The sequence below is a fragment of the Streptomyces sp. NPDC000229 genome (assembly GCF_040300825.1).
Taxonomy (GTDB): domain Bacteria; phylum Actinomycetota; class Actinomycetes; order Streptomycetales; family Streptomycetaceae; genus Streptomyces.
The window spans coordinates 201547-223432 of sequence record NZ_JBEPEL010000001.1 but is presented as its reverse complement, the minus strand read 5'-3'; the positions used below and the strand labels follow the sequence as shown (position 1 = coordinate 223432).

The 21886-nt window shown below is 71.9% G+C and carries 18 protein-coding genes and 1 tRNA gene; 8 read left to right on the top strand and 11 right to left on the bottom strand.

Annotated features, from left to right (window positions below):
• Positions 1-169: 169 nt before the first annotated feature.
• The 3 genes from ABT360_RS00930 (at position 170) to ABT360_RS00920 (ending at position 1897) form a co-directional block, all read left to right on the top strand.
• Complete coding sequence (locus ABT360_RS00930; protein WP_351808660.1) at positions 170-622, top strand: hypothetical protein; 453 nt, start codon at positions 170-172, stop codon at positions 620-622.
• Between the two features lie 184 nt (positions 623-806).
• Entirely contained in the window at positions 807-1673 is an 867-nt protein-coding gene (locus ABT360_RS00925; RefSeq protein ID WP_351808657.1) for a spermidine synthase, read from the top strand.
• Between the two features lie 95 nt (positions 1674-1768).
• A complete protein-coding gene (locus tag ABT360_RS00920; protein ID WP_351808654.1) occupies positions 1769-1897 on the top strand; it encodes a hypothetical protein in 129 nt (42 codons plus the stop codon).
• Between the two features lie 6 nt (positions 1898-1903).
• Here the strand turns inward: ABT360_RS00920 and ABT360_RS00915 are convergent, their stop codons facing one another.
• Positions 1904-2452, bottom strand: a complete 549-nt coding sequence (locus ABT360_RS00915; protein WP_351808651.1) for a hypothetical protein — start codon at positions 2450-2452, stop codon at positions 1904-1906.
• A gap of 69 nt (positions 2453-2521) precedes the next feature.
• Here ABT360_RS00915 and ABT360_RS00910 point away from each other — a divergent pair, with 69 nt between their 5' ends.
• The 3 genes from ABT360_RS00910 to ABT360_RS00900 all read left to right on the top strand — a co-directional run bounded on the left by ABT360_RS00910 (position 2522) and on the right by ABT360_RS00900 (position 6405).
• Positions 2522-3211, top strand: a complete 690-nt coding sequence (locus ABT360_RS00910; protein ID WP_351808648.1) for a response regulator transcription factor — start codon at positions 2522-2524, stop codon at positions 3209-3211.
• 109 nt (positions 3212-3320) lie between these two features.
• Positions 3321-4709 (top strand): sensor histidine kinase, encoded by a 1389-nt coding sequence (locus tag ABT360_RS00905; protein ID WP_351808645.1) that lies wholly within the window; start codon positions 3321-3323, stop codon positions 4707-4709.
• 133 nt (positions 4710-4842) lie between these two features.
• On the top strand, positions 4843-6405 hold the full coding sequence (locus ABT360_RS00900) for a glycoside hydrolase family 18 protein (RefSeq protein WP_351808642.1): 1563 nt from the start codon (positions 4843-4845) through the stop codon (positions 6403-6405).
• A gap of 70 nt (positions 6406-6475) precedes the next feature.
• Here ABT360_RS00900 and ABT360_RS00895 read toward each other — a convergent pair whose 3' ends face one another.
• The 7 genes from ABT360_RS00895 to ABT360_RS00865 form a co-directional block, all read right to left on the bottom strand.
• Positions 6476-7369, bottom strand: a complete 894-nt coding sequence (locus tag ABT360_RS00895) for a carbohydrate ABC transporter permease (RefSeq protein WP_444852153.1) — start codon at positions 7367-7369, stop codon at positions 6476-6478.
• Positions 7291-8451 carry a carbohydrate ABC transporter permease gene (locus ABT360_RS00890; protein WP_351808636.1) on the bottom strand — a complete coding sequence of 387 codons (1161 nt, stop codon included), beginning with the start codon at positions 8449-8451 and terminating at the stop codon, positions 7291-7293. Before ABT360_RS00890 ends, ABT360_RS00895 begins: the two co-directional genes overlap by 79 nt.
• A complete protein-coding gene (locus ABT360_RS00885; RefSeq protein WP_351808633.1) occupies positions 8448-9785 on the bottom strand; it encodes an ABC transporter substrate-binding protein in 1338 nt (445 codons plus the stop codon). The genes ABT360_RS00890 and ABT360_RS00885 overlap by 4 nt, the downstream gene beginning before the upstream one ends.
• 86 nt (positions 9786-9871) lie before the next feature.
• Complete coding sequence (locus tag ABT360_RS00880; RefSeq protein ID WP_351808630.1) at positions 9872-11314, bottom strand: GH1 family beta-glucosidase; 1443 nt, start codon at positions 11312-11314, stop codon at positions 9872-9874.
• 57 nt (positions 11315-11371) lie between these two features.
• On the bottom strand, positions 11372-12295 hold the full coding sequence (locus ABT360_RS00875; RefSeq protein WP_444852159.1) for a carbohydrate ABC transporter permease: 924 nt from the start codon (positions 12293-12295) through the stop codon (positions 11372-11374).
• Positions 12217-13224, bottom strand: coding sequence for a carbohydrate ABC transporter permease (locus ABT360_RS00870; protein WP_351808624.1), 1008 nt, complete (start codon positions 13222-13224; stop codon positions 12217-12219). The genes ABT360_RS00875 and ABT360_RS00870 overlap by 79 nt, the downstream gene beginning before the upstream one ends.
• Positions 13225-13521: 297 nt before the next feature.
• Positions 13522-14853 carry an ABC transporter substrate-binding protein gene (locus ABT360_RS00865; protein WP_351808621.1) on the bottom strand — a complete coding sequence of 444 codons (1332 nt, stop codon included), beginning with the start codon at positions 14851-14853 and terminating at the stop codon, positions 13522-13524.
• 266 nt (positions 14854-15119) lie between these two features.
• Between ABT360_RS00865 and ABT360_RS00860 the strand changes: the two genes are divergently transcribed.
• Positions 15120-16148 carry a LacI family DNA-binding transcriptional regulator gene (locus tag ABT360_RS00860; RefSeq protein WP_351808617.1) on the top strand — a complete coding sequence of 343 codons (1029 nt, stop codon included), beginning with the start codon at positions 15120-15122 and terminating at the stop codon, positions 16146-16148.
• Between the two features lie 87 nt (positions 16149-16235).
• Here the strand turns inward: ABT360_RS00860 and ABT360_RS00855 are convergent, their stop codons facing one another.
• Positions 16236-17987: a glycoside hydrolase family 6 protein gene (locus tag ABT360_RS00855; RefSeq protein ID WP_351808614.1), complete on the bottom strand. Its 1752-nt coding sequence runs from the start codon at positions 17985-17987 to the stop codon at positions 16236-16238.
• Positions 17988-18488: 501 nt separating this feature from the next.
• Here ABT360_RS00855 and ABT360_RS00850 point away from each other — a divergent pair.
• Positions 18489-20762 carry a WD40/YVTN/BNR-like repeat-containing protein gene (locus ABT360_RS00850; RefSeq protein WP_351808611.1) on the top strand — a complete coding sequence of 758 codons (2274 nt, stop codon included), beginning with the start codon at positions 18489-18491 and terminating at the stop codon, positions 20760-20762.
• 293 nt (positions 20763-21055) lie between these two features.
• Here ABT360_RS00850 and ABT360_RS00845 read toward each other — a convergent pair.
• A tRNA-His gene (locus ABT360_RS00845) sits at positions 21056-21128 on the bottom strand.
• A gap of 84 nt (positions 21129-21212) precedes the next feature.
• Entirely contained in the window at positions 21213-21812 is a 600-nt protein-coding gene (gene orn / locus ABT360_RS00840; RefSeq protein WP_126889095.1) for an oligoribonuclease, read from the bottom strand.
• Between the last annotated feature and the right edge of the window lie 74 nt (positions 21813-21886).

The following is a 21886-nucleotide window of genomic DNA, read 5'->3' as shown; positions in this document are numbered from 1 at the left end:
TTGGCTACAAATCGGATATCTCGCTCGTGATCCGCCATGAACTGCCATCCTTTGCGGCGGCGTGCCGCCGTAGCTGTTGACGCGCATGGGCGTTGAACCATGTGGAGAGACGCAACGTGTCTCCACACGGGGACTCGAGCGAGGAGGGGATCCCTTGTTGGAGGTCGGCATGCAGGTGAACCCGCAGTCCGGCGGTGCGTCAGGGGCCACCGCGCAGCACTGGCCGACACCGGACGCGAGCGCCCCGCCCGGAGAGGGCGAGCCCTGTGATCTGGTGACCGTTCCGGCCCGGCAGGGCCTCGAAGCGGTCGACATCCTGCGGCGCGGGGGCGCCCCGCTCGTCGGGCCGGTGCTGCACGACGGGTCGTGCGACACCCTCGGCTTCCTGGTGCCGCCGGGCACCGCCGCCGGCTGGGACATGCCGGGCAGCGCCTGCACCCGGACCTCCGGGCGCGGCCTGCGGATCCCTCCCCTCCCCGGGGCCCAGCCGGAGCCCCCCGTCTCCGGCGCCGGCTGGCTGCTCCCCCCGACCGACACCGGCCCGGTCACCGACCCCGTCGTCCTCCGCGAAGCCCTGGGCGAGGCCGCCCGCCTGATCGAAGCCGCCGACAACTGCCGGTAGGGCCACCGGTCCGGCCGCCCCGTTTCCGGCCGCCCGGCCCGCTTCCGCATGTCCGCCCGGTCGCCCCCCGCGGGGCCGCTTCCGCGTGCCCACGGGGTGGACCACCACTGGCGGACCGGCCGCGGGCCGCGGGCGTGCGCGGTGGCCGGTCCGGTGTGAGGGCGGGAGCCTCGATAATGGGCGGATGGCAAGGAACAAGCGGCGTGCGCGCGGTTCGGCGGCCGAGACCGTCGTCGAGACCGTGGCCGGTGGCGTCGCCGAGCTCATACCCGACCCGGAGCACGCACGGGCCTGGACGCTGCTGATCGACGGGGCGCCCCAGTCGCACGTGGACCTCGACGACCCGGCCCGGCTGAGCTTCGCGTACCAGCGGCGGCTCGGCCATGTCGCCGACCTCGTCGCACCGCCCGGCCGGCCGCTCCAGGTGGTCCACCTCGGCGGCGGGGCGTTCACCCTCGCCCGGTACGTCGCCGCCACCCGGCCCCGCTCCACCCAGCAGATCGTCGAGTTCGACGGGCCCCTCGTCCAGCTGGTCCGCCGCGCGCTGCCGCTCGACCCGGGCGCCCGCATCCGGGTGCGCACCACCGACGCCCGCGCGGGGCTCGGCAAGGTGCCGGACGCCTGGGCGGACCTGGTCGTCGCCGACGTCTTCAGCGGTGCCCGGACCCCCGCGCACCTCACCAGCGCGGAGTTCCTCACCGAGGTGCGGCGCGTCCTCACCCCCGGCGGGCACTACGCCGCCAACCTCGCCGACGGCCCGCCGCTGGCCCATCTGCGCGGCCAGGTCGCCACCGCCGCCGCCGTCTTCCCGGAGCTGGCGCTCGCCGCCGACCCCGCGGTGCTGCGCGGCCGCCGCTTCGGCAACGCCGTGCTCCTGGCCTCCGACACCCCGCTGCCCGTTGCCGAACTGACCCGCCGGGTCGCGACCGATCCGCACCCGGGGCGCGTGGAGCACGGGCGGGGGCTGGCCGACTTCACGGGCGGGGCGGTCGCCGTCACCGACGCGAGCGCCAAGGACTCCCCCGTACCGCCGCCCGCCGTGTTCCAGTGACCGGCGCCGTCCGCATGGTGGGCGTCTCCTTGCCGGGAATGAGACACCGAGGTGAAAATCGGCACATTGCCCCCCATGACAGAAAGAGGCCATTCATGGATACGCACATCCATGTTCGCGTCCACCAGGGTATGGGCGTCTCCGACAGCGGCGAACTCATCGAGCACTACCACTGCCGCTGTGGCGCCACCTGGACGAAGTCGTACCGGGTCGAAGAGGGCTGAGCGCGCTCAGCGCTCGTCGATCTGCACCATCGGCGCGTGATCGTGCCAGGTGCAGAACACGTCGATCTCCTTGCCGTCGCGGCTGAACGTCACCCGGATGTACGTCGGCTGCTTCCACACCTGCATCTGCCAGCCGGACGCCGGGGTCGCCGAGACCAGTTCCGCGGACGAGGTGCCGATGTCGAAGGCCACCCGGCCGCCGTCCACCGTGTAGCTCTTCACCTCGCCCCTGCCGGCGGACGGCGTGCTCGGAGCCGGTGACGGGGAGCGCGAGGGCGGGGCCGGCGGCTTGCGGCTCGGAGCGGCCACGGACGCCGGGGGCTGCGTGGGGCTCGGCGTCGGGGAAGCCTTCGGGCGCCGGGTGGACGAGGCCTGCGAAGCCACGCTCGGCGGCGTCGTCGCCGGGCGGTCGGCCGTGATCGGCAGGGCGCGCGGCGGGTCGTACGCCGTCCCCGCCATCACCGTGTGCACGCCCCACCACGAGAGAGTGACCGCCGCGCCCGTGGCGAGCGACCACGCCATGGCATGTACGAGTCCTCTACGCATCCGGGCCATCCTGCACCACTCGCCCCAGAGGTCAACACCGGTCCCCCTCATTCCGCCGTATGGCGTACGGTGCCGCCCATGGCAAGTGTGCTCGTGGTCGAGGACGACCAGTTCGTGCGCTCCGCCCTCATCCGGCACCTGACCGAGGCCTCCCACACCGTACGGAGCGTCGGCACGGCACTGGAGGCGCTGCGCGAGGTCGCCCATTTCCGCTTCGACGTCGTCATCCTGGATCTCGGACTGCCCGATCTCGACGGGTCCGAGGCGCTGAAGATGCTGCGCGGCATCACCGACGTACCGGTGATCATCGCGACCGCCCGGGACGACGAGGCCGAGATCGTACGGCTCCTCAACGACGGCGCCGACGACTACCTCACCAAGCCGTTCTCGGTGGAGCACCTGTCCGCGCGGATGGCCGCCGTGCTGCGCCGCTCCCGCGCCGCCGCCGGCGAGGCACCGCCCAGCAGCGTCCTCCAGGTCGGCGGGCTCACCGTCGACCCGCTGCGGCGCCAGGCCGAACTGGACGGGGCGCGGCTGGACCTGACGCGGCGGGAGTTCGACCTCCTGGCGTTCCTCGCCGGCCGGCCGGGCGTGGTCGTCCCGCGCAAGGAGCTCCTCGCCGAGGTGTGGCAGCAGTCGTACGGGGACGACCAGACCATCGACGTCCATCTGTCGTGGCTGCGGAGGAAACTGGGCGAAACGGCCGCCAGGCCGCGTTACCTGCACACGCTTCGGGGCGTGGGAGTGAAGCTGGAGCCGCCGCTGTGAGCGTCGACCCTGACATCAGCCGCTGCCGCGGCGGGGCGGCCGCCGGGCCGCAGACGACGACGAAAGCCGCACCTCTGAGCCGCGCGGGCGGAGAAGCGAGCCGAGTGCGGTGAGGTGGGCGCTCGTCAAGGTGGCGCTCGCCGTCACGGTGATGGTCGTGGTCGCGTTCGCCGTGCCCCTGGGGCTCGTCATCAAGGAGATGGCCCGCGACCGCGCGTTCACCAACGCCGAACGGCAGGCCGCCGCCATCGGCACCTCCCTGTCCATCACCACCGACCGCGCCCAGCTCGACCGGGCCGTCGCCTCCACCCAGGCCGGCGCCGCCGGGCACCTGGCCGTGCACATCCCGGCCTCCGCGGAAGCCGCGCCCATGGAGATCGGCACGGGCCGCGCCACCGAGAAGGACCTGGCCACCGTCCAGCGCGTACCGCGCGCCTCGACCACCGAGGTCCCCGGCGGCTACGCCCTGCTCCAGCCGACCGCCATCAGCACCGGCCAGATCGCGATCGTCGAGGTGTACGTCCCCGAGGGCGAGGTCACCAACGGCCTCGCCACGGCCTGGCTGATCCTCGCCGGTGTGGGCATCGCGCTGGTCGTCGGCTCGGTCGCGGTCGCCGACCGGCTCGGGGTGCGCATGGTGCAGCCCGCCCAGCGGCTCGCCCACGCCGCCCACGACCTCGGCGAGGGCAGGCTCGGCGCCCGCGTGCCCGAGGACGGGCCCACCGAACTCAAGTCCGCGGCCATCGCCTTCAACTCGATGGCCGACCAGGTCGTCCAGCTCCTCGCCAACGAACGCGAGCTCGCCGCCGACCTCTCCCACCGGCTGCGTACGCCCCTGACCGTGCTGCGCCTCAACGCCGCCTCGCTCGGCGACGGGCCCGCCGCCGAGCAGACACGGGCGGCGGTGGAGCAGCTGGAGCGGGAGGTCGACACCATCATCCGTACGGCCAGGGCGGCCAAGCCGCAGACCCAGGCGACCGGCCCGGGTGCCGGGTGCGACGCCTCCGAAGTCGTACGGGAACGCATGGACTTCTGGTCCGCGCTCGCCGAGGACGAGGGCCGCAAGGTGCGTCTCGCGGGTGTCGACCGGCCCGTACGCATTCCCGTCGCCCGCCCGGAGCTGGTCGCCGCGCTCGACGCGCTGCTCGGCAACGTCTTCCGCCACACCCCGGAAGGCACCGCCTTCTCGGTGGACGTCCACAACGGCGACGACGCCGTCATCATCCTGGTCTCGGACGCGGGGCCGGGCATCGCCGACCCGGAGGCGGCCCTGGCGCGCGGCAACAGCGGGGCCCGGGACGGGTCGACGGGGCTCGGACTGGACATCGTGCGCCGGGTCGCCGAGTCGACCGGCGGGGACGTACGGATCGGGCACTCGGTCCTCGGCGGTACGGAGGTCCGTGTCTGGATCGGGCTGGACGGGCGGCGCGGCCCGTCGGAGGGGCGGGGACGGGGGCGCGGCCACCGGATGAGGCGCCGGCGGCGCACCCAGCATTAATCGGCGCCCATGGCTTCCTTAAGCGGAGCCTAAGATCCTCAACCACCGCCCCGTAGTGAACATTTGTCCGTTTCGGGCTCGCTAGCGTGCTGCCGCACCACAACCCCCCCAGTAACACAGAGGCAGGCACGCGATGGGCAGCACGCGCAGCACGGGCGGCACCGGCGGCAGGGCAGCGCACCGGCGCAGGGCGAGCGGCAGGAGCAAGGTGATCGGCGCGGTCGTGGCCGCCGCGGTGGTCGGCGGCGCGGCGTTCGCGTTCACCGGCACCGCGCAGGCGGCCGCCGATGGGGGTACCTCCCTGGTCGAGCGAAGCCGAGACCTTGGGGGAGCCGTGTACACCAGGACCAGCTCCTGGGACGGCGGTTACACCGGCCAGTACGTCGTCACCAACGAGACGGACAAGACCCAGTCCGACTGGACCCTCGAATTCGACCTGCCCGCCGGTACGAGGATCGGCTCCCTCTGGAACGGCGACCACACCGTCAAGGGGCAGCACGTCACCGTGAAGCCCCCGAGCTGGAGCAAGCAGCTCGCGCCCGGCGCCTCCGTCACGGTGGGCTTCGTCACCAGCGCGACGGGGCAGGCGGGCGACCCGGCCGGGTGCCTGATCAACGAGGTCACCTGCTCGGCCGGCGGCGGCGCCACGCCGCGGCCCAGCGGCCGGCCCACCGAGCAGCCCAAGCCCACTCCCACCCCGCCGGCGACCGCCAAGCCCACGCCGACGCCCACCCCGACCGCTTCCACGCCCACGCCCCCGCCCCCTCCGACCCCGACCCCGACCCCGCCGCCCGCACCGGGCGCGGGCGCACGGTTCGCCCCGTACGTCGACACCTCCCTCCACCCCGCGTACGACCTGCTCGACACCGCGGCCAAGACCGGCGTGAAGGAGTTCACCCTCGCCTTCATCACCTCCGGCGGCTCCTGCGCTCCCCTCTGGGGCGGCGTCACCGACCTCGCGAACGACAAGGTGGCCGCCCGGATCGGTGCCCTGCGCGCCCAGGGCGGAGATGTCCGCGTGTCGTTCGGCGGCGCCGCGGGCCACGAACTGGCCCTCAACTGCGCCACGGCCGGCGACCTCGCCACGGCGTACGGAAAGGTCGTCGACCAGTACAAGCTCACCAAGGTCGACTTCGACGTCGAGGGCGCGGCCCTCCCCGACACCGCCGCCAACACCCGCCGTGCCCAGGCCATAGCCCAGCTCCAGAAGTCGCACCCGGGCCTGGACGTCTCCTTCACCCTGCCGGTGATGCCGGAGGGGCTGACCCAGCCGGGCGTGGACCTGCTCGCGGACGCCAGGAAGAACGGCGTGAAGATCGGCGCCGTCAACATCATGGCGATGGACTACGGCCCGGCGTACAGCGGGGACATGGGCCAGTACGCCATCCAGGCCGCGACCGCCACCCAGGCGCAGATCAAGGGCGTGCTCGGACTGTCGGACGCGGCCGCATGGAAGACCGTCGCCGTCACCCCGATGATCGGCGTCAACGACGTCACCACCGAGATCTTCAAGGTCGACGACGCCACCCAGCTCGTCGACTTCGCGAAGTCCAAGGGACTGGGCTGGCTCTCGATGTGGTCCTCGACCCGCGACAAGCAGTGCGCCGCGGGTGCCGTGAACCACGCGGACGCCACCTGCAGTTCGATCCTCCAGCAGCCGCTGGCCTTCACCAAGGCGTTCGCCGCCTACAAGTAGCCACTCCTCCAGCGCTCCGGCCGGGCCCGCCCCCCACCCGGCCGGAGCGCGCCCCTGTCCGTCCCCGTGCTCAGCCCTTCACCGCGCCCTGCATGATGCCGCCGACGATCTGCCGGCCGAACACCACGAAGACGAGCAGCAGCGGGAGGGTGCCCAGCAGGGCGCCCGCCATGATGACCGACTGGTCGGGGATGTAGCCGCGGCCCAGGCCCGTCAGGGCCACCTGCACGGTCGGGTTGCTCTGGGTGAGGGCGATGATCGGCCAGAAGAAGTCGTTCCAGGACATCACGAACGTCAGCATGGCCAGGACCGCCATCGCGGGCCGGGCGACCGGGAAGACGACGTGCCACACCACCCTCGGGCCGCTCGCGCCGTCCACCCGGGCCGCCTCGATCAGCTCGGTGGGCAGCGCCCGCACCAGGTACTGGCGCATGAAGAACACGCCGAAACCGCTCACCAGCGCGGGCAGCACGACGGACTGGAGCCGGTCCGTCCACGACAGCTCGGCCACCAGCATGAAGAGCGGGACGACACTGAGCTGCGGCGGCACCATCATCGTGCCGATCACCAGCAGCAGAAGCAGGTTCTTGAAGCGGAAGCGCAGCTTGGCGAAGGCGAAACCGGCGAGCGTGGAGAACAGGACCGTGCCCGCCGCGACCGTGCCCGCCACGATCGTCGTATTGACCAGCGCAAGGCCCATGTCGGCGTCGGTCCAGGCGACGCCCAGGTTCTCCAGCAGGTTGTCGCCGAACCACAACGGCGGTGGCGTCTGCGCCAGCCTGCCGTTGGTGCTGGACGCCGCGATCGCCGTCCACACGAGCGGGAACAGCGACAGCACGGTGAGGACGACGAGCACGGCGTACGTCACCAGGCCTGCACGAGCCTTCACTCCGCCCTCCTTCGGTACGCGGTGAGCAGCGCGACGGCCGCCCCGAGGACGACGAGGATCAGGAACATCGCCCACGCGATCGCCGAGGCGCGGCCCAGGTGCAGGTTCACCCAGCCCTGCTCGTACAGATACAGACCCAGCGTCTGGAACTGGTGGTCCGAGCCGCCCGTCGCGCCCGCGCTGCCGTTGTACAGCAGCGGCTCGCCGAACAGCTGGGTGGCGCCGATCGTCGACACGACGCAGGTGAACAGGATCGTCGGCCGCAGCGACGGCACGGTCACGTGCACGAACTGCCGCCACCGCGAGGCGCCGTCCAGCGCCGCCGACTCGTACAACTCGTCGGGGACGGCCTGCATCGCGGCGAGGTAGATCAGCGCGTTGTAGCCCGTCCACCGCCAGACGACGATTGCGGACACCGCGATCTGCGAGGTCCACGCGCCGTTCTGCCAGTCGACCGGGTCGATGCCGACGAGGCCGAGCGCCCAGTTGACCAGTCCGAAGTCCCTGCCGAACAGCAGCACGAACACCAGGGTCGCGGCGGCGACGGAGGTGGCGTACGGGGTGAGGGCGACAACCCGGAAGAACATCGAGCCGCGCAGCCGGTGGTGGAGCAGGTGCGCGATGCCCAGCGCCATCGCCAGCTGCGGGACGGTGGACAGGAGGCCGATGGTGACCGTGTTCCTCAGGGCGTTGAGGAAGAACTCGTCCGAGAGGAGGCGGGAGTAGTTCCGCAGCCCCACCCACTCCATGTCGGTGGGCGCGGTCAGCTCCACCCGGTGCAGGGACGCCCAGCCGGTGTAGAGGAGCGGGAAGAGGCCGAACGCGGCGAAGAGGACGAAGAACGGGGCGATGTACGCGTACGGCGTCCACCGGTCCGCCCGGCGGCTCCCCGGATGCCGTCGGCGGCCGCCCCACCGGCCCGTGCCCTCCGTCCGGCGCCCGGGCGGCCCCTGTCCGGTCGCGGCGGAACGGGCGGTGGCGGCGACGGCCTTCTCGCCGGGCGGGCCGGTCGTGCCGGGGGCGCCGGGGGTGATGACGGCGGTCCGGGGGGCGGTGCCCGTGTCCGGGGCCGCCGCGCCGCCGGGTGCCGCGAGTGGCTCGTCGGGGGAGTCGCCGTCGGGTGTGGTGGTCGTCGTGTCGCTCGGCATGGCGGTCACAGGTCCAGTGCGTTGTCGATGGTCCTGACCGCCGCGTCCCAGCCGTCCTCGGGCCGCCGGCCCTTCTGATCGACCTGGAGCATGCCGACGTCGGCCAGGTTCTGCGCGATGACCAGGTCCTTCGGGCCGAGGATCGTCACCGGCACGCCCTGCGCGGCGCGGGTGTAGATCCGGCCGATCGGGGCGTCGCCGAAGTACGGGTGCCGGGCGCCCGCGACCGCCGGGAGGGCGTGAGCGGCGGACGCGCTCGGGAAACTGCCGCGCCGCTGGAACAGCTTCGCCTGCTGCGCGGGCGCCGTCAGCCAGGCCGCCAGCCTCGCCGCCTCCGCGCGGTGCCTGCCGGACTTCGGTACGACGAGGAAGGAGCCGCCCCAGTTGGCGGGCCTGGGCGCGGCCGCCACGTCCCACAGGTCCTCACCCGCCGGGCCCGCCTTGTCCTCGATGTAGCCCAGCATCCAGGCGGGGCAGGACACGGTGGCGAAGGTGCCGTTCGCGTACGCCTGGTCCCAGGCGGGCGTGAACTGCTGGAGCCTCGCCGTCAGGCCCTCGGTGGCGAACGAGGCGGCGAGGTCCCACGCCTCGCGCACGGCCGGGTTGGTCTTGTAGACGACGGTGCCGTCCTCGTCGTAGAACCGCCGTGCGCTGCTGCCGGTGACGGCCGACAACACGCCGGACGCCGAGTCCGTGAAGGCCGTGCCCGCCGGGGCCCTGTCCCGGTACCGCCGGCCCGTCTCCAGGTACCCGCGCCAGTCGCCCGCCCACAGCCGGCCGACCGCTTCCCGGTCGGTGGGGAGCCCGGCCCGGGCGAAGAGGTCCTTGCGGTAGCAGATGGCCTGTGGCCCGATGTCGGTGCCGAGGCCCACCGTGCGGCCGTCCCCGGTGGTGGCCTGCGCCCACTTCCACGGCAGGAAGTCCGCCCGGCGCACCCCCGGCGCCCTGCCCAGGTCCTCCAGCTTGTCCGCCTGGGTGGCGGTCACCTCCGCGATGTTGATGGCCTCGACCGCCTGGATGTCGGCGAGCCCGCTGTCACTGACGAGGTGGGTGAGGAGCTGGGGGTAGTAGTTCTCATTGCGCTGGATGGACGTCTGCTTGATGACGACGTCCTTGTTCAGCCTCATGTACTCGTCGTAGAGCCCGGTCTCCGCGTATCCGAACGTCCCGAAGAGGCCCACGGTGAGCGTGGTCCGGCCGTCGTCGCCGCCTCGGGCGCAGCCGGCGGCCGGTGCGGCGGCGAGTGCCACGAGGGCCGCGACCAGCAGGGCCCGTCCGTGGCGGGCTCCTCGCCGGAGGCCCCGCCTCCGGGCGTTCCGCGATCCGCGGGTGAGTGCGCGCATGAGCCGATTCTGTACGCAACCGGGCACGCGACGCGCCGAGGCCCCCGCGGCGGGCCGGGGCCCCGGCCTGATCCCGCCGTCAGGACTTACGCCCCGTCGAGCGCGGGCAGTTCACCGGAACGGGCCACCCGCGCGTACCAGTGGGCCGTCGACTTCGGCGTACGCCGCTGCGTCTCGTAGTCCACGTGCACCGCGCCGAACCGCTTGGCGTAGCCGTACGCCCACTCGAAGTTGTCCAGCAACGACCAGAGGAAGTAGCCGCGCACGTCCGCCCCGTCGGTGATCGCCCGGTGCACCGCCTCCAGGTGGGCGTGCACATACGCGAGGCGCCGCGGGTCGTGGACCGAACCGTCGGCGGCGACCTCGTCCTCGAACGCCGCGCCGTTCTCCGTGATCAGCAGCGGCAGGCCCGGGTGCTCACCGGCCACCCGCAGCAGCAGGTCGTACAGGCCCGTCGGGTCGACCGCCCAGCCCATCGCGGTCCGCTCACCGGGCGGCTGGTGGAAGGCGACGTCCTCCGACCCGGGCCAGGGCGAGTACGCGCTGGCACCGTGGCCGTCGTTGCGCGGGGCGTCGTCGCCCTCGCGCGCCGCGGCCACCACGGTGGGCGTGTAGTAGTTGATGCCCAAGCTGTCCAGCGGCTGGTTGATGGCGGTGAGGTCGCCGGGACGGACGAAGGCCCAGTCGGTGAGGTACGCGGTGTCCCGCAGCAGGTCCTCCGGATAGGCCCCGTTCAGCATCGGGCCGAGCCAGACCCGGTTCCCGACCGCGTCGATCCGGCGTACCGCGTCCAGGTCCTCCGGCGCCGAGGTGAGCGGCCGCAGCTCGTGCAGGTTGAGCGACACGGACATCTCCGCGCGCGGCGGCAGCGCGGCGCGCAGCGCCTGCACCGCCAGCCCGTGCCCCAGGTTCAGGTGGTGGGCGGCGCGGAGGGCGGCGACGGGGTCGGTGCGGCCCGGGGCGTGGACGCCGGAGCCGTATCCGAGGAACGCGCTGCACCAGGGCTCGTTGAGCGTCGTCCAGCGCCCGACACGGTCACCGAGCGCGCCGGCGACGATCCCGGCGTACTCGGCGAACCGCTCGGCGGTGGCCCGGTGCGGCCAGCCGCCCGCGTCCTCCAGGTCCTGCGGCAGATCCCAGTGGTAGAGCGTCAGCGTGGGGGAGATGCCGTGGGCGAGCAGCTCGTCGACGAGCCGGCGGTAGAAGTCGAGGCCCTTCTGGACGGCGGGGCCGCGCCCGGTGGGCTGCACCCGCGACCAGGACACCGAGAAGCGGTACGCGGTCAGCCCCAGGTCCGCCATGAGCCGGACGTCGTCACGGAAGCGGTGGTAGTGGTCGACCGCCACATCGCCCGTGTGCCCTTCGAAGACCTTCCCGGGCGTACGGGCGAAGGTGTCCCAGATGGACGGGGTTCGGCCGTCCTCGGCCGCCGCCCCCTCGATCTGGTACGCGGCGGTGGCCGCGCCCCACAGGAAGCCGGGCGGAAACCGGCGGGTCGCGGTGAGCGGCAGGGAATCGGACGCAGTCATACGGGAGCGCTCCCAACGCAGAAGAGGGTCGGTCTTTACGGGATCGGCCGTGCGAGGTCAGCTCTTGACCGCGCCCGAGGTGATGCCGCCCACGATGTGCTTGCCGAGCAGGGCGAAGACCAGCAGCAGCGGCAGCGTGGAGATCAGCGCGCCGGTCAGCACGATCGCCTGGTTGATGGTGTGGTTCCCCGAGCCGAGACCGGCGAGCGCCACCTGGAGGGTCGGATTCCCGTCCGGTGTGAGCGCGATGAACGGCCAGAAGAAGTCGTTCCAGGCCTGGACGAACACCAGCATGCCCAGCACGGCCATCGCGGGCCGGGCGACCGGGAAGACGACGTGCCAGATGATCCGCAGGCTGTGCGCGCCGTCCACCCGCGCCGCCTCCACCAGCTCCACGGGCAGCGCCTCCAGCAGGTACTGCCGCATGAAGAACACCCCGAAGGCGGCCACCAGGGAAGGCAGCACGACCGACTGGAGCTGGTCCACCCACCCCAGGTCGGTGATGATCCGGTAGAGCGGGATCACGCTGAGCTGCGGAGGGATGGTCATCGTGGCCACGACGAGGGCCAGCAGGGCGTTGCGGCCCCGGAACGGCAGCTTGGCGAAGGCGAAGCCGGCGAGTGTGGAGAAGACCACGGTGGAAGCCGCCACCAGGCCCGCCACGACCGTGGTGTTGACCAGCGCCTCGCCCATGTCCACCTGGTTCCAGGCGAAGGTGAGGTTGTCGAGGAGGTGCGGACCCGGCAGGAGCGGCGCCGGGGCCTCGACCACGCGCTCGCCGGTGTGCGACGCGGCGACGAGGTTCCAGTACAGCGGGAAGAGCGAGACCAGGGCGGCCAGGCCCAGCAGCACGTAGGTCAGCGGCCCCGCGTGGTGCTGGCGTCCCGCCGTCTGCTTGATCTTCACGTGGTCTCCCTGTTCAGGCGGGCGACGAGCAGCCGGACCCCGCCGATCAGCAGCAGGATCAGCAGCATCACCCAGGCGATGGCGGACGCCTGCCCCAGCGCCCCGGTGATCCAGCCCTTCTCGTACATCAGCAGGCTCAGCGTCTGGAACTGGTTGCCGCTGCCCCCGCTGACCCCGAGACTCCCGCCGTACAGCATCGGTTCACCGAACAGCTGGGTGGCGCCGATCGTCGAGACCACGACGGTGAAGAGGATGGTGGGGCGGATGGAGGGGATGGTCACGCTGATGAACTGGCGCCAGCGCGAGGCACCGTCGAGCGAGGCGGCCTCGTACAAATCCTGGGGAACGGCCTGCATGGCGGCGAGGTAGATCAGCGCGTTGTAGCCGGTCCACCGCCAGATGACGATCACGGAGATCGCGATCTGCGCGGGCCACTTGGACGACTCCCAGTCCACCGGGTCGAAACCGACCCAGCCGAGGACGGTGTTGATCAGTCCGTAGTCGCTGTTGAACAGCTGGGCGAAGACGAGCGTCGCGGCGGCGATGGAGGTCGCGTAGGGCGCGAGGACCGCCACCCGGAAGAAACCCCGCCCGCGGAGCTTGTAGTTGAGCAGGTGGGCCAGGCCCAGCGCCATCAACAGCTGCGGCACGGTGGAGATGACCCCGATGGTGAACGTGTTCGCCAGCGCGTTCCAGAAGAAGTCGCTGTCCCACAGCCCCGTGTAGTTGTCGAAGCCGCGCCACTGCGCCTCCCCGCCCAGCTCCACGCGGTGCAGCGAGAGCCAGCCCGTGTAGATGAGCGGGAAGAGCCCGAAGGCCGCGAAGCAGAGGAAGAACGGCGCGACGAAGGCGTACGGGGTCGCCTTCAGGTCCCAGCGGTACAGGCGGCTGCGCCGGCCGGCTGCCTTGCGGGCCGGCGGGGGAGGAGGAGTCGGCGGTTCGGACGGGTCGGGCGGGTCGGGCGGCGACGTGCCGTCGGCCGCCGCCCGGACGGAGGTGGCCACTCGGACGGTCCTTTCAGGCGGGTGCGGGGCACGCGCGTGCGTGCGGGTGCGCTCGGGGGTGCGGGGCATGCGCGTGCGTGCGGCGTTCGGGGGTGCGGGGCATGCGCGTGCGTGCGGCGTTCGGGCGGGTGGTGGCCCAGGGGCGGTGCGGTCCGTGGGGCTGGCCGGGGTCCTCCGGGCTCGACCCTCCCCCGGAGGGGCCACCACCACGCGGGGGCCCCAGCGGGGACGACCCTGCACGACCCCTCCCCGCCGCGGGCACGTGCGGCTGCGGCGGAGAGGGCCCGGCGGCAGGGGTTACTGGTCGATCTTGTCGTCGACCAGCTTCTTGACGTTCTCCCAGGCCGCGTCCGGCGAGGTGCCGCGCTGCTCGATGTCGAGGATGCCGTTGTCGGTGATGAAGGTCTTCACCTGACCGTCGTAGCGGCTGACCGGCGCGGGCGTGATCCCGGCCGCGGCCTCCGAGTAGATCTTCCCGACCGGTGTGTCACCGAAGTACGGGATCTTGGCGTTCTGCACCGTCGCCGAGGCGAGCGTGTCCTTGGTGGAGGGGATGTTGCCGTTGACGCCGAACACCTTGGCGTGCTGCGCCGGAGCCGTCAGCCACGCGGCGAGCTTCGCGGCCTCCTCCGCGTGCTTGCCGGCCTTCGGTACGGCGAGGAAGGAGCCGCCCCAGTTTCCTGCGACCGGTGGGCTTGCGATGTCCCACTTGCCCTGGTTGCCGGGGCCGGCCTGGTCCTTGATGATGCCGGTCATCCAGCTCGGGCAGGCGACGGTGGCGAACTTGGAGTTCTTGAACCCGGCGTTCCAGGTGCCCTTCTCGTCGAACTGCCGCAGTTTGGCGGTGATCCCGCTCCGCGCGGCCTCGACGGCGAGATCCCAGGCCTTCTTGACGCCGGGGCTGTTCTCGTAGTCCAGCTCGCCCTTTTCGTTGGCGTACTGCTGCGGCTGGCTGGAGAGCACGGCGTTGAACAGGCCGCTGGCGGAGTCGTGGAAGGCGGTCCCGGGGGGAGCGTTCTTCTGGTACGTCTTGCCGGTGGCGACGAACTTGGCCCAGTCGCCCGCCCAGAGCTTGGCGACCTGGGCGCGGTCGGTGGGCAGTTTCGCCTTGGCGAAGAGGTCCTTGTTGTAGCAGATGGCCATGGGGCCGATGTCGGTGCCGAGGCCGATGACCTTGCCGTCGGCGGTGGTGGCCTGCTTGACCTTCCAGTCGAGGAACGCGGAGGTGTCGGCGCCGCCCGTCCTGGACAGGTCCACCCACTTGTTGGCCATGGTGGGGCCGACGGCCTCGGCGATGTAACCGACCTCGATGGCCTGGATGTCGGCGAGGCCGCTGTTGCGGGAGAGGCGCAGCTTCAGGGTGTCCCAGTACTTCTGGCCGTCGGCGACGTTCGACTCGACGATCGTGACGTTCGGGTTGAGCTTCTCGTACTCGGCGTAGAGCTTGGCGCCGTTCTTGTCGTCGTAGCCGAAGGAACCGAAGGTTCCGATGCGCAGGGTTATCTTCCCGTCGCCGGTGGCCCCGCCCGCGTCCGTGCTGCAGCCGGTCATCAGGATCGCGCCGGCCGTGAGCGCCGCGAAGGCCGCGGATCTCGGGCGGCGCCCGCGCGTACTGCTGGAAGTGCGCATTCCACTCTCCTCGTCCAGGTGGTGCCGGTGTGCGCGCAAGAAGGGAAGGTGCGGGTCGGGCAGCGGTCCGTGTGGGAGCGCTCCCATGCGGCACCATGCCCGGAAGGGTGCTGCCTGGCGGGGGCGGGTGTCAAGGCATGGGCGGCAAATCGTCGGGAGGCGGCGGACCGGTACTCCCGCTCGCCCCGGTGCAGGGGCACCCTCTAGGTTGACGGCAGTCACTGCCCCGCTGCTCATGGCGGGGCTCGGCGTTCGATGGGAGACCGATGGCGGTGAGCGGACGGCAGACCGGCAGGCCCACGCTGGAGGAGGTCGCGGCCCGGGCGGGTGTCGGGCGCGGCACCGTGTCCCGGGTGATCAACGGCTCGCCCCGGGTCAGCGACCGGGCGAAGGAGGCGGTCGGCCAGGCCATCGCCGAGCTGGGGTACGTCCCCAACCGGGCCGCCCGCGCACTGGCCGGCGCCCGCACGGACGCCATCGCCCTGGTGATCCCGGAGACCGAGGCCCGCCTGTTCGCCGAGCCGTACTTCCTCGACATCATCCGGGGCGTCAGCGCCGAACTCGCGGAAGCGGACATGCAGCTGCTGCTGACCCTGATCCGGTCCAGCAAGGAGCGGCAGCGGTTCGAGCAGTACCTGTCCGCCCAGCGGGTGGACGGCGTGCTGCTCGTCTCCATCCACGGGGACGACCCGCTGCCCGACCTGGTGCGGGAACTGGGCCTGCCGGCCGTGCTCAACGGCCGCCGCTCCGCCGACGAACCGGTGGCCTACGTCGACTCCGACAACGTGGGCGCCGGCCGCTCCGCCGTCGACCACCTCACCGGCCGGGGCCGCCGCCGTGTCGCGACCATCACCGGCCCCCTCGACATGTACGTGGCCCGCTGCCGCCTCGACGGCTACCGCCAGGGCATCGAGGCGGCCGGCCTCCCCGCCGACGACCGGCTGGTCGCCGCCGCCGACTTCACCGAGGAGGGCGGCCGCCGCGCCATGCGCGAGCTGCTGGACCGCTGCCCCGACGTCGACGGCGTCTTCGCCGCGTCGGACGTCATGGCGGCGGGCGCCCGCGGAGCGCTGCGCGAAGCGGGCCGGCACGTCCCCGACGACGTGGCGCTCATCGGCGTCGACGACTCGGCGGTGGCCCGCCTCATGGACCCGCCGCTGACGAGCGTGCGCCAGCCGATCGAGGAGATGGGCCGCCGTATGGCCCGCGCCCTGCTCCAGGAGATCACCGGCCCGGGCCCCGAACCCTGCCGGGTCGTCCTGCCGACGGAGCTGGTCGTCCGCGACTCGACGTGACGCCACCCCCGTCCACCCCCGGCCACGGAGGATCCCGCCCCGGCCGGGCCCGTCGAGGGCCGGCCGGGGGCGGGGCTCAGGGGCGGGTCAGAGCGCCGGGTGGGCGTTCTTCATCAGCTCCTGGAACTGGGCCGAGAACCAGTGGCCCGACAGCGGGGCGTTGGGCAGGGCGCCCGACATGTTGTTGTTGTTCCGGGGGTTGCCCGTGTACGTCGGGTCGCACATCCGGTCGAACCCCTTGCCCTCGTCGTTCGGGATCTCCCGGCTCGCCCCGTCCGACTCGCCCGGCGGCTTCATCCACACGTACGCGTCGATGCCCGCCGCCGGCGCGGCCTTCGGGCGCTCGCCGAGACCGGCACCGGCCTGGTTGCACCAGTTGCCGAGGTGGATGCGCCGGTCGTAGCGGCCGCCGTTGACGTACGTGTCGACAGTGGTCGTCGCCCCGGGGCCGGTCGGGCGGGCCGTGCCGCCCCAGCCGTTGCGGGAGGTGTCGATCAGCATGCCCAGGTTCTGGTCGAAGCCGAGCGACACCAGCTTGGCGCGCATGGCCTGGGCGTACGACAGCTCGTCGGTGTACCGGTTCCAGTCGACCCACTTCGACTGGCGTACGGACACGCCGTTGATCGTGTCCTCGATCCTGAAGTGGTCCTCCTTCAGCGCGCTGTAGTTGGCCGTGTTGACGATGAAGCCGTGCACCTTGGAGACCGTCGATCCCTCGGCGGTCGCCGCCTGCTTGAACAGTTCGGCGGAGGCGCCGAAGTTGTCGTCCCAGCCGAGCCAGCCGTGGTGGCCGGCGTCCACGTAGTTGTAGACGTTGCCGACCGCGCCGAGCTTGTTCAGCGCGTACCCGACGCCCTTGATGTAGTTGCCGTTCGCCTTCATCACGTCGCAGTTGGGCGTGGCGGTCGGGCGCGGGGTCACATTGGTGACCAGGTTGGGCAGGGAGTCGATCTCCACGGTCGTGACGATGCGCAGGCCCGCGTACTTGGGGTCGGCGAGGATCGCGGCGATCGGGTCGATGTACTGGGTCTTGTACTTCTCGATCTCCGTCGGGCCCAGTTCGCCGTTGGAGGCGAGTGCGGCGCAGTCGCGCCCCGGCAGGTTGTAGATGACCAACTGGACGGCGAGTTCGCCGGTGCCCTTCTGGCGCAGCGCCTCGTCGAGGTGGTCGCGCAGGCCCATGCCGCCGTTCACGCCGTTGATGGCGGCGATCCGGTCCAGCCAGACGCCGGTCGGCTGGCTGGAGATCCGCGTGCCGCCCGGCTCGGCGGCGGCCTTCGCGGACCACTCGGGGTTCACGTACACCTTGGCGCCCGCGTACGGGTTGTCGACGCGGCTCCCGGGCGGCGGCGGGTCGGTCGGCGGGTCCGTCGGGTCGGTCGGATCCGTCGGACCGCCGTTGCAGGTCACGCCGTTCAGCTTGAACGTCGCCGGTACGGCGTTGGTGCCGCTGTACGAGGCGTTGAAGCCGAAGGAGGCCGAGCCGCCGGTGGCCAGGCTGCCGTTGTACGACACGTTCCTGGCGGTGACCGCGGCGCCGGTCTGTGAGGTGGTGGCGTTCCAGGACTGGGTGACGCGCTGGTTGCCCGCGTAGGTCCACTCCAGGGTCCAGGAGCTCACCGGGTCACCGGTGTTGGTGACGGTGACGTTGGCGCCGAAGCCGGTGCTCCACTGGTTGGTGACCTGGTAGTCGACCCGGCAACCGGGGGCGGCGGCGCCGGCCTGGGTGCTCAGTGCGGTGGCGGTGGCGCCCGTCGCCGCGAGCAGGGTGCAGGCGGCCAGGAGGGCGGTTCGGCGGCGGGAGGGGGTGGGGGGTGCGGCGGTTCTGGTGCGGCTCATGTCCGGTGCTACCTCTCGGTCGTGGGCGCGCGTCGGTGGTCGCCGCGGCCCGGTGACGGATGCGTACGGAGATGTGCGGGGGCGTGCCGTCGTCGTCGCTGGATCGGAGGAGATACGGGTTCGCCGCGGTCACCCGCCGTGGGCGGTGCGCGGGCGGTGGGAAGGGCGAGCACCCGGTGGCCCGGGGCAGACGTGCGGGGGGTGTCGCATGAGCGACTCCTTGCAGCTCGGGCGCACCCGACCCTGCGCCGACTGAATGGAACCGCTCCCACTGGTGGAGCAGACCGTAGCGGCAGACTCCGTCAAGGAACAGAGGGGCCGTCAATTTGCGCCTGTCGAACTTCTTCGACTCTTCAAGCGCCTTGACCCCTCGCCTCCCCCTCCTCATAGTGGGAGCGCTCCCACTGGTTCAAGGCTTGTGCACGACGCGTCACACCCCCGGCGGACCGAGCCGCCCACAGCCCCCGCCGCGGACCCCCCCACGTCCGAGAGGAAGCACCCGTGCGCAGAACGCGAAACCTGCTCCTCGGCCTGGCCCTCGCCGCCGGGCTGCTGACCGCAGCGCCACCTCCGGCCACGGCCGGCCCGCAGACGGCCGCGTCGTACACCTGGAAGAACGTCCGCATCGACGGCGGCGGCTTCGTTCCCGGCATCGTCTTCAACCGCACCGAGAAGAACCTCGCCTACGCCCGCACCGACATCGGCGGCGCGTACCGCTGGCAGCAGGCGACCAGGAGCTGGACCCCGCTGCTCGACCACATCGGCTGGGACGACTGGGGCCACACCGGCGTCGTGAGCCTCGCCTCCGACTCCGTCGACCCCAACCGGGTGTACGCCGCTGTCGGCACCTACACCAACAGCTGGGACCCCGGCAACGGTGCCGTCCTCCGTTCCGCCGACCGCGGCGCCACCTGGCGCAAGGCCGACCTCCCCTTCAAGCTCGGCGGCAACATGCCAGGCCGCGGCATGGGCGAGCGCCTCGCCGTCGACCCCCACCGCAACCGCGTGCTCTACCTCGGCGCGCCGAGCGGCAAGGGCCTGTGGCGCTCCACCGACGCGGGCGCCACCTGGTCGAAGGTCACCGCCTTCCCCAACCCCGGCAACTACGCCCAGGACCCGTCCGACACCAGCGGTTACGCCTCCGACAACCAGGGCGTCGTCTGGGTCACCTTCGACGAGACGACCGGTACGCGCGGGAACGCCACCAGGACCATCTACGTCGGTGTAGCCGACAAGGCCAACTCCGTCTACCGCTCCACCGACGCCGGCGCCACCTGGACCCGCCTGCCCGGCCAGCCCACCGGCCTCCTCGCCCACAAGGGCGTCCTCGACGCGGTGAACGGCCACCTCTACCTCGCGTACAGCGACACCGGAGGCCCGTACGACGGCGGCAAGGGCGCCGTGTGGCGGTACGCCACGAAGACCGGCACCTGGCAGGACATCACCCCCGACCCCCAGGCGTACTACGGCTTCAGCGGGCTGAGCGTGGACCGCCGCGAACCCGGCACGGTCATGGTCACCGGCTACAGCTCCTGGTGGCCCGACACCCAGATCTTCCGCACCACGGACAGCGGCGCGACCTGGACGCGGGCGTGGGAGTACCGCCCGTACCCGAACCGCTCCAACCGCTACACCATGGACGTCTCGTCCTCCCCCTGGCTCACCTGGGGCGCCCACCCCTCCCCGCCCGAACAGACCCCCAAACTGGGCTGGATGACCGAGGCGCTGGAGATCGACCCCTTCGACTCCAACCGGATGATGTACGGCACGGGCGCCACGATCTACGGCACCGAGAACCTCTCGCAGTGGGACAGCGGCGGCCGGATCACCATCACACCCATGGTGCAGGGGCTGGAGGAGACCGCCGTCAACGACCTGGTCTCGCCGCCCTCCGGCGCCCCGCTGATCAGCGCGCTCGGCGACATCGGCGGCTTCCGCCACACCGACGTCCGCCAGGTGCCGGCCATGATGTTCACCTCGCCCAACTTCACCTCCACCACGAGCCTCGACCACGCCGAGAAGGACCCGAACACGGTCGTCCGCGTCGGCAACCTCGACGGTGGCCCGCGTATCGCCTTCTCCACGGACAACGGCGCCAACTGGTGGCCGGGGCAGGAGCCTTCCGGTGTCTCGGGCGGCGGCACGGTCGCGGCGGCGGCCGACGGCAGCCGGTTCGTGTGGAGTCCGGACGGCGCGGCCGTGCACACCACGGTGGGCTTCGGCACGTCCTGGACCGCGTCCCAGGGCATTCCGGCGGGCGCGACCGTCGAGGCCGACCGGGTGGATGCGAAGAGGTTCTACGGTTTCAAGAACGGGACCTTCTACGTCAGTACGGACGGTGGTCTCACCTTCCGAGCCGGGGCCACCGGACTGCCTGCCACCGGGAACGTCCGCTTCCAGGCGGTGCCGGGCCGCTCCGGTGACATCTGGCTCGCGGGCGGATCCCCCACCGGCGCGTACGGCCTGTGGCACTCCACCGACTCGGGCGCGACCTTCACCAGGCTCGGCGGCGTCGAACAGGCCGACACGATCGGCTTCGGCAAAGCGGCGCCCGGCGCCACGTACCCGGCGCTCTACTCCAGCGCGAAGGCCGGCGGCGTACGCGGCATCTTCCGGTCCACGGACGCCGGGAAGAGCTGGGTACGGATCAACGACGACGCCCACCAGTGGGGCTGGACGGGGGCCGCCATCACCGGCGACCCCCGGGTCTACGGCCGGGTGTACGTGGCGACCAACGGCCGCGGCATCGTCTACGGCGACACCGCGGGGTCCTGACCGCCGCCTGCGTGCCTGGGCGTCCCGGCCCCGCCGACCCGGCGCGGGCGGGTCCGGGGCCCCGGCGTCCTCGTACGACCGGCCGGGGCCGGCCGGCATCAGCGGCCGGTGGACGGAACGACGACCCGGCGGCGTGGGCCGGGGCGCTGCCGACCGCTTGCGACCGTAGTGACGCGAACCACACGACGTGCCCGTCGATCTCGGGGCGGCCACCGCACACCGTCCGCAGGTCCGGCCGGCTCGACGTGACGAAGGGCCGATCCGCTTCCGCGGATCGGCCCTTCGTCGATCAGGGTGAGTAACGGGACTCGAACCCGCGACATCCTGGACCACAACCAGGTGCTCTACCAGCTGAGCTATACCCACCACGACCGGTCTTTTTCCCGACCGGCCGAGAAAAAGTGTACAGGGTCCGAGAGGGTGCTCGCTCCCGCCTTTCGGGCGGGCGGGTTACTCGGGCAGGACGTGGCGCGCGGCGATCTGCTTCGCCGTGTCCGAGTCGGGGCCGGGCTGCGGGACGAAGATCGCCTCGCGGTAGTAGCGCAGCTCGGCGATGGACTCGCGGATGTCGGCGAGCGCCCGGTGGTTGCCGGCCTTCTCCGGACTGTTGAAGTACGCCCTCGGGTACCAGCGGCGAGCCAGCTCCTTGACCGAGGAGACATCGACGATCCGGTAGTGGAGGTAGTCCTCCAGGGTCGGCATGTCACGCAGCAGGAAGCCGCGGTCGGTGGAGACCGAGTTCCCGCACAGGGGAGCCTTGCCGGGTTCCTTGACGTGTTCGCGTACGTAGGCGAGGACCTGCTCCTCGGCGTCGGCGAGGGTGGTGCCGTTCGCGAGCTCGTCCAGGAGACCGGAGGCGGTGTGCATCTGGCGCACCACGTCCGGCATGGTCTCCAGCGCCGCGTCCGGCGGGCGGATCACAATGTCCACACCTTGACCGAGTACGTTCAGTTCCGAGTCGGTGACCAGTGCGGCCACCTCGATAAGTGCGTCATCCGTCAACGAGAGCCCGGTCATCTCGCAGTCGATCCACACCATGCGATCGTTCATGCGTCCTACCTTAGAGGGGCGGTCGCTGAGCGGGTGCGCTTCCGCACCCCCTCAGCGACCGCCCCTCCACGGCG

What these genes read in the sequence shown, in the direction of transcription:
- ABT360_RS00930 (WP_351808660.1), top strand. Translation starts at nt 170, where the DNA reads ATGCAGGTGAACCCGCAGTCCGGCGGTGCGTCAGGGGCCACCGCGCAG.
- ABT360_RS00925 (WP_351808657.1), top strand. Translation starts at nt 807, where the DNA reads ATGGCAAGGAACAAGCGGCGTGCGCGCGGTTCGGCGGCCGAGACCGTC.
- ABT360_RS00920 (WP_351808654.1), top strand. Translation starts at nt 1,769, where the DNA reads ATGGATACGCACATCCATGTTCGCGTCCACCAGGGTATGGGCGTCTCC.
- ABT360_RS00915 (WP_351808651.1), bottom strand. Translation starts at nt 2,452, where the DNA reads ATGGCCCGGATGCGTAGAGGACTCGTACATGCCATGGCGTGGTCGCTC.
- ABT360_RS00910 (WP_351808648.1), top strand. Translation starts at nt 2,522, where the DNA reads ATGGCAAGTGTGCTCGTGGTCGAGGACGACCAGTTCGTGCGCTCCGCC.
- ABT360_RS00900 (WP_351808642.1), top strand. Translation starts at nt 4,843, where the DNA reads ATGGGCAGCACGCGCAGCACGGGCGGCACCGGCGGCAGGGCAGCGCAC.
- ABT360_RS00885 (WP_351808633.1), bottom strand. Translation starts at nt 9,785, where the DNA reads ATGCGCGCACTCACCCGCGGATCGCGGAACGCCCGGAGGCGGGGCCTC.
- ABT360_RS00880 (WP_351808630.1), bottom strand. Translation starts at nt 11,314, where the DNA reads ATGACTGCGTCCGATTCCCTGCCGCTCACCGCGACCCGCCGGTTTCCG.
- ABT360_RS00865 (WP_351808621.1), bottom strand. Translation starts at nt 14,853, where the DNA reads ATGCGCACTTCCAGCAGTACGCGCGGGCGCCGCCCGAGATCCGCGGCC.
- ABT360_RS00860 (WP_351808617.1), top strand. Translation starts at nt 15,120, where the DNA reads ATGGCGGTGAGCGGACGGCAGACCGGCAGGCCCACGCTGGAGGAGGTC.
- ABT360_RS00855 (WP_351808614.1), bottom strand. Translation starts at nt 17,987, where the DNA reads ATGAGCCGCACCAGAACCGCCGCACCCCCCACCCCCTCCCGCCGCCGA.
- orn (WP_126889095.1), bottom strand. Translation starts at nt 21,812, where the DNA reads ATGAACGATCGCATGGTGTGGATCGACTGCGAGATGACCGGGCTCTCG.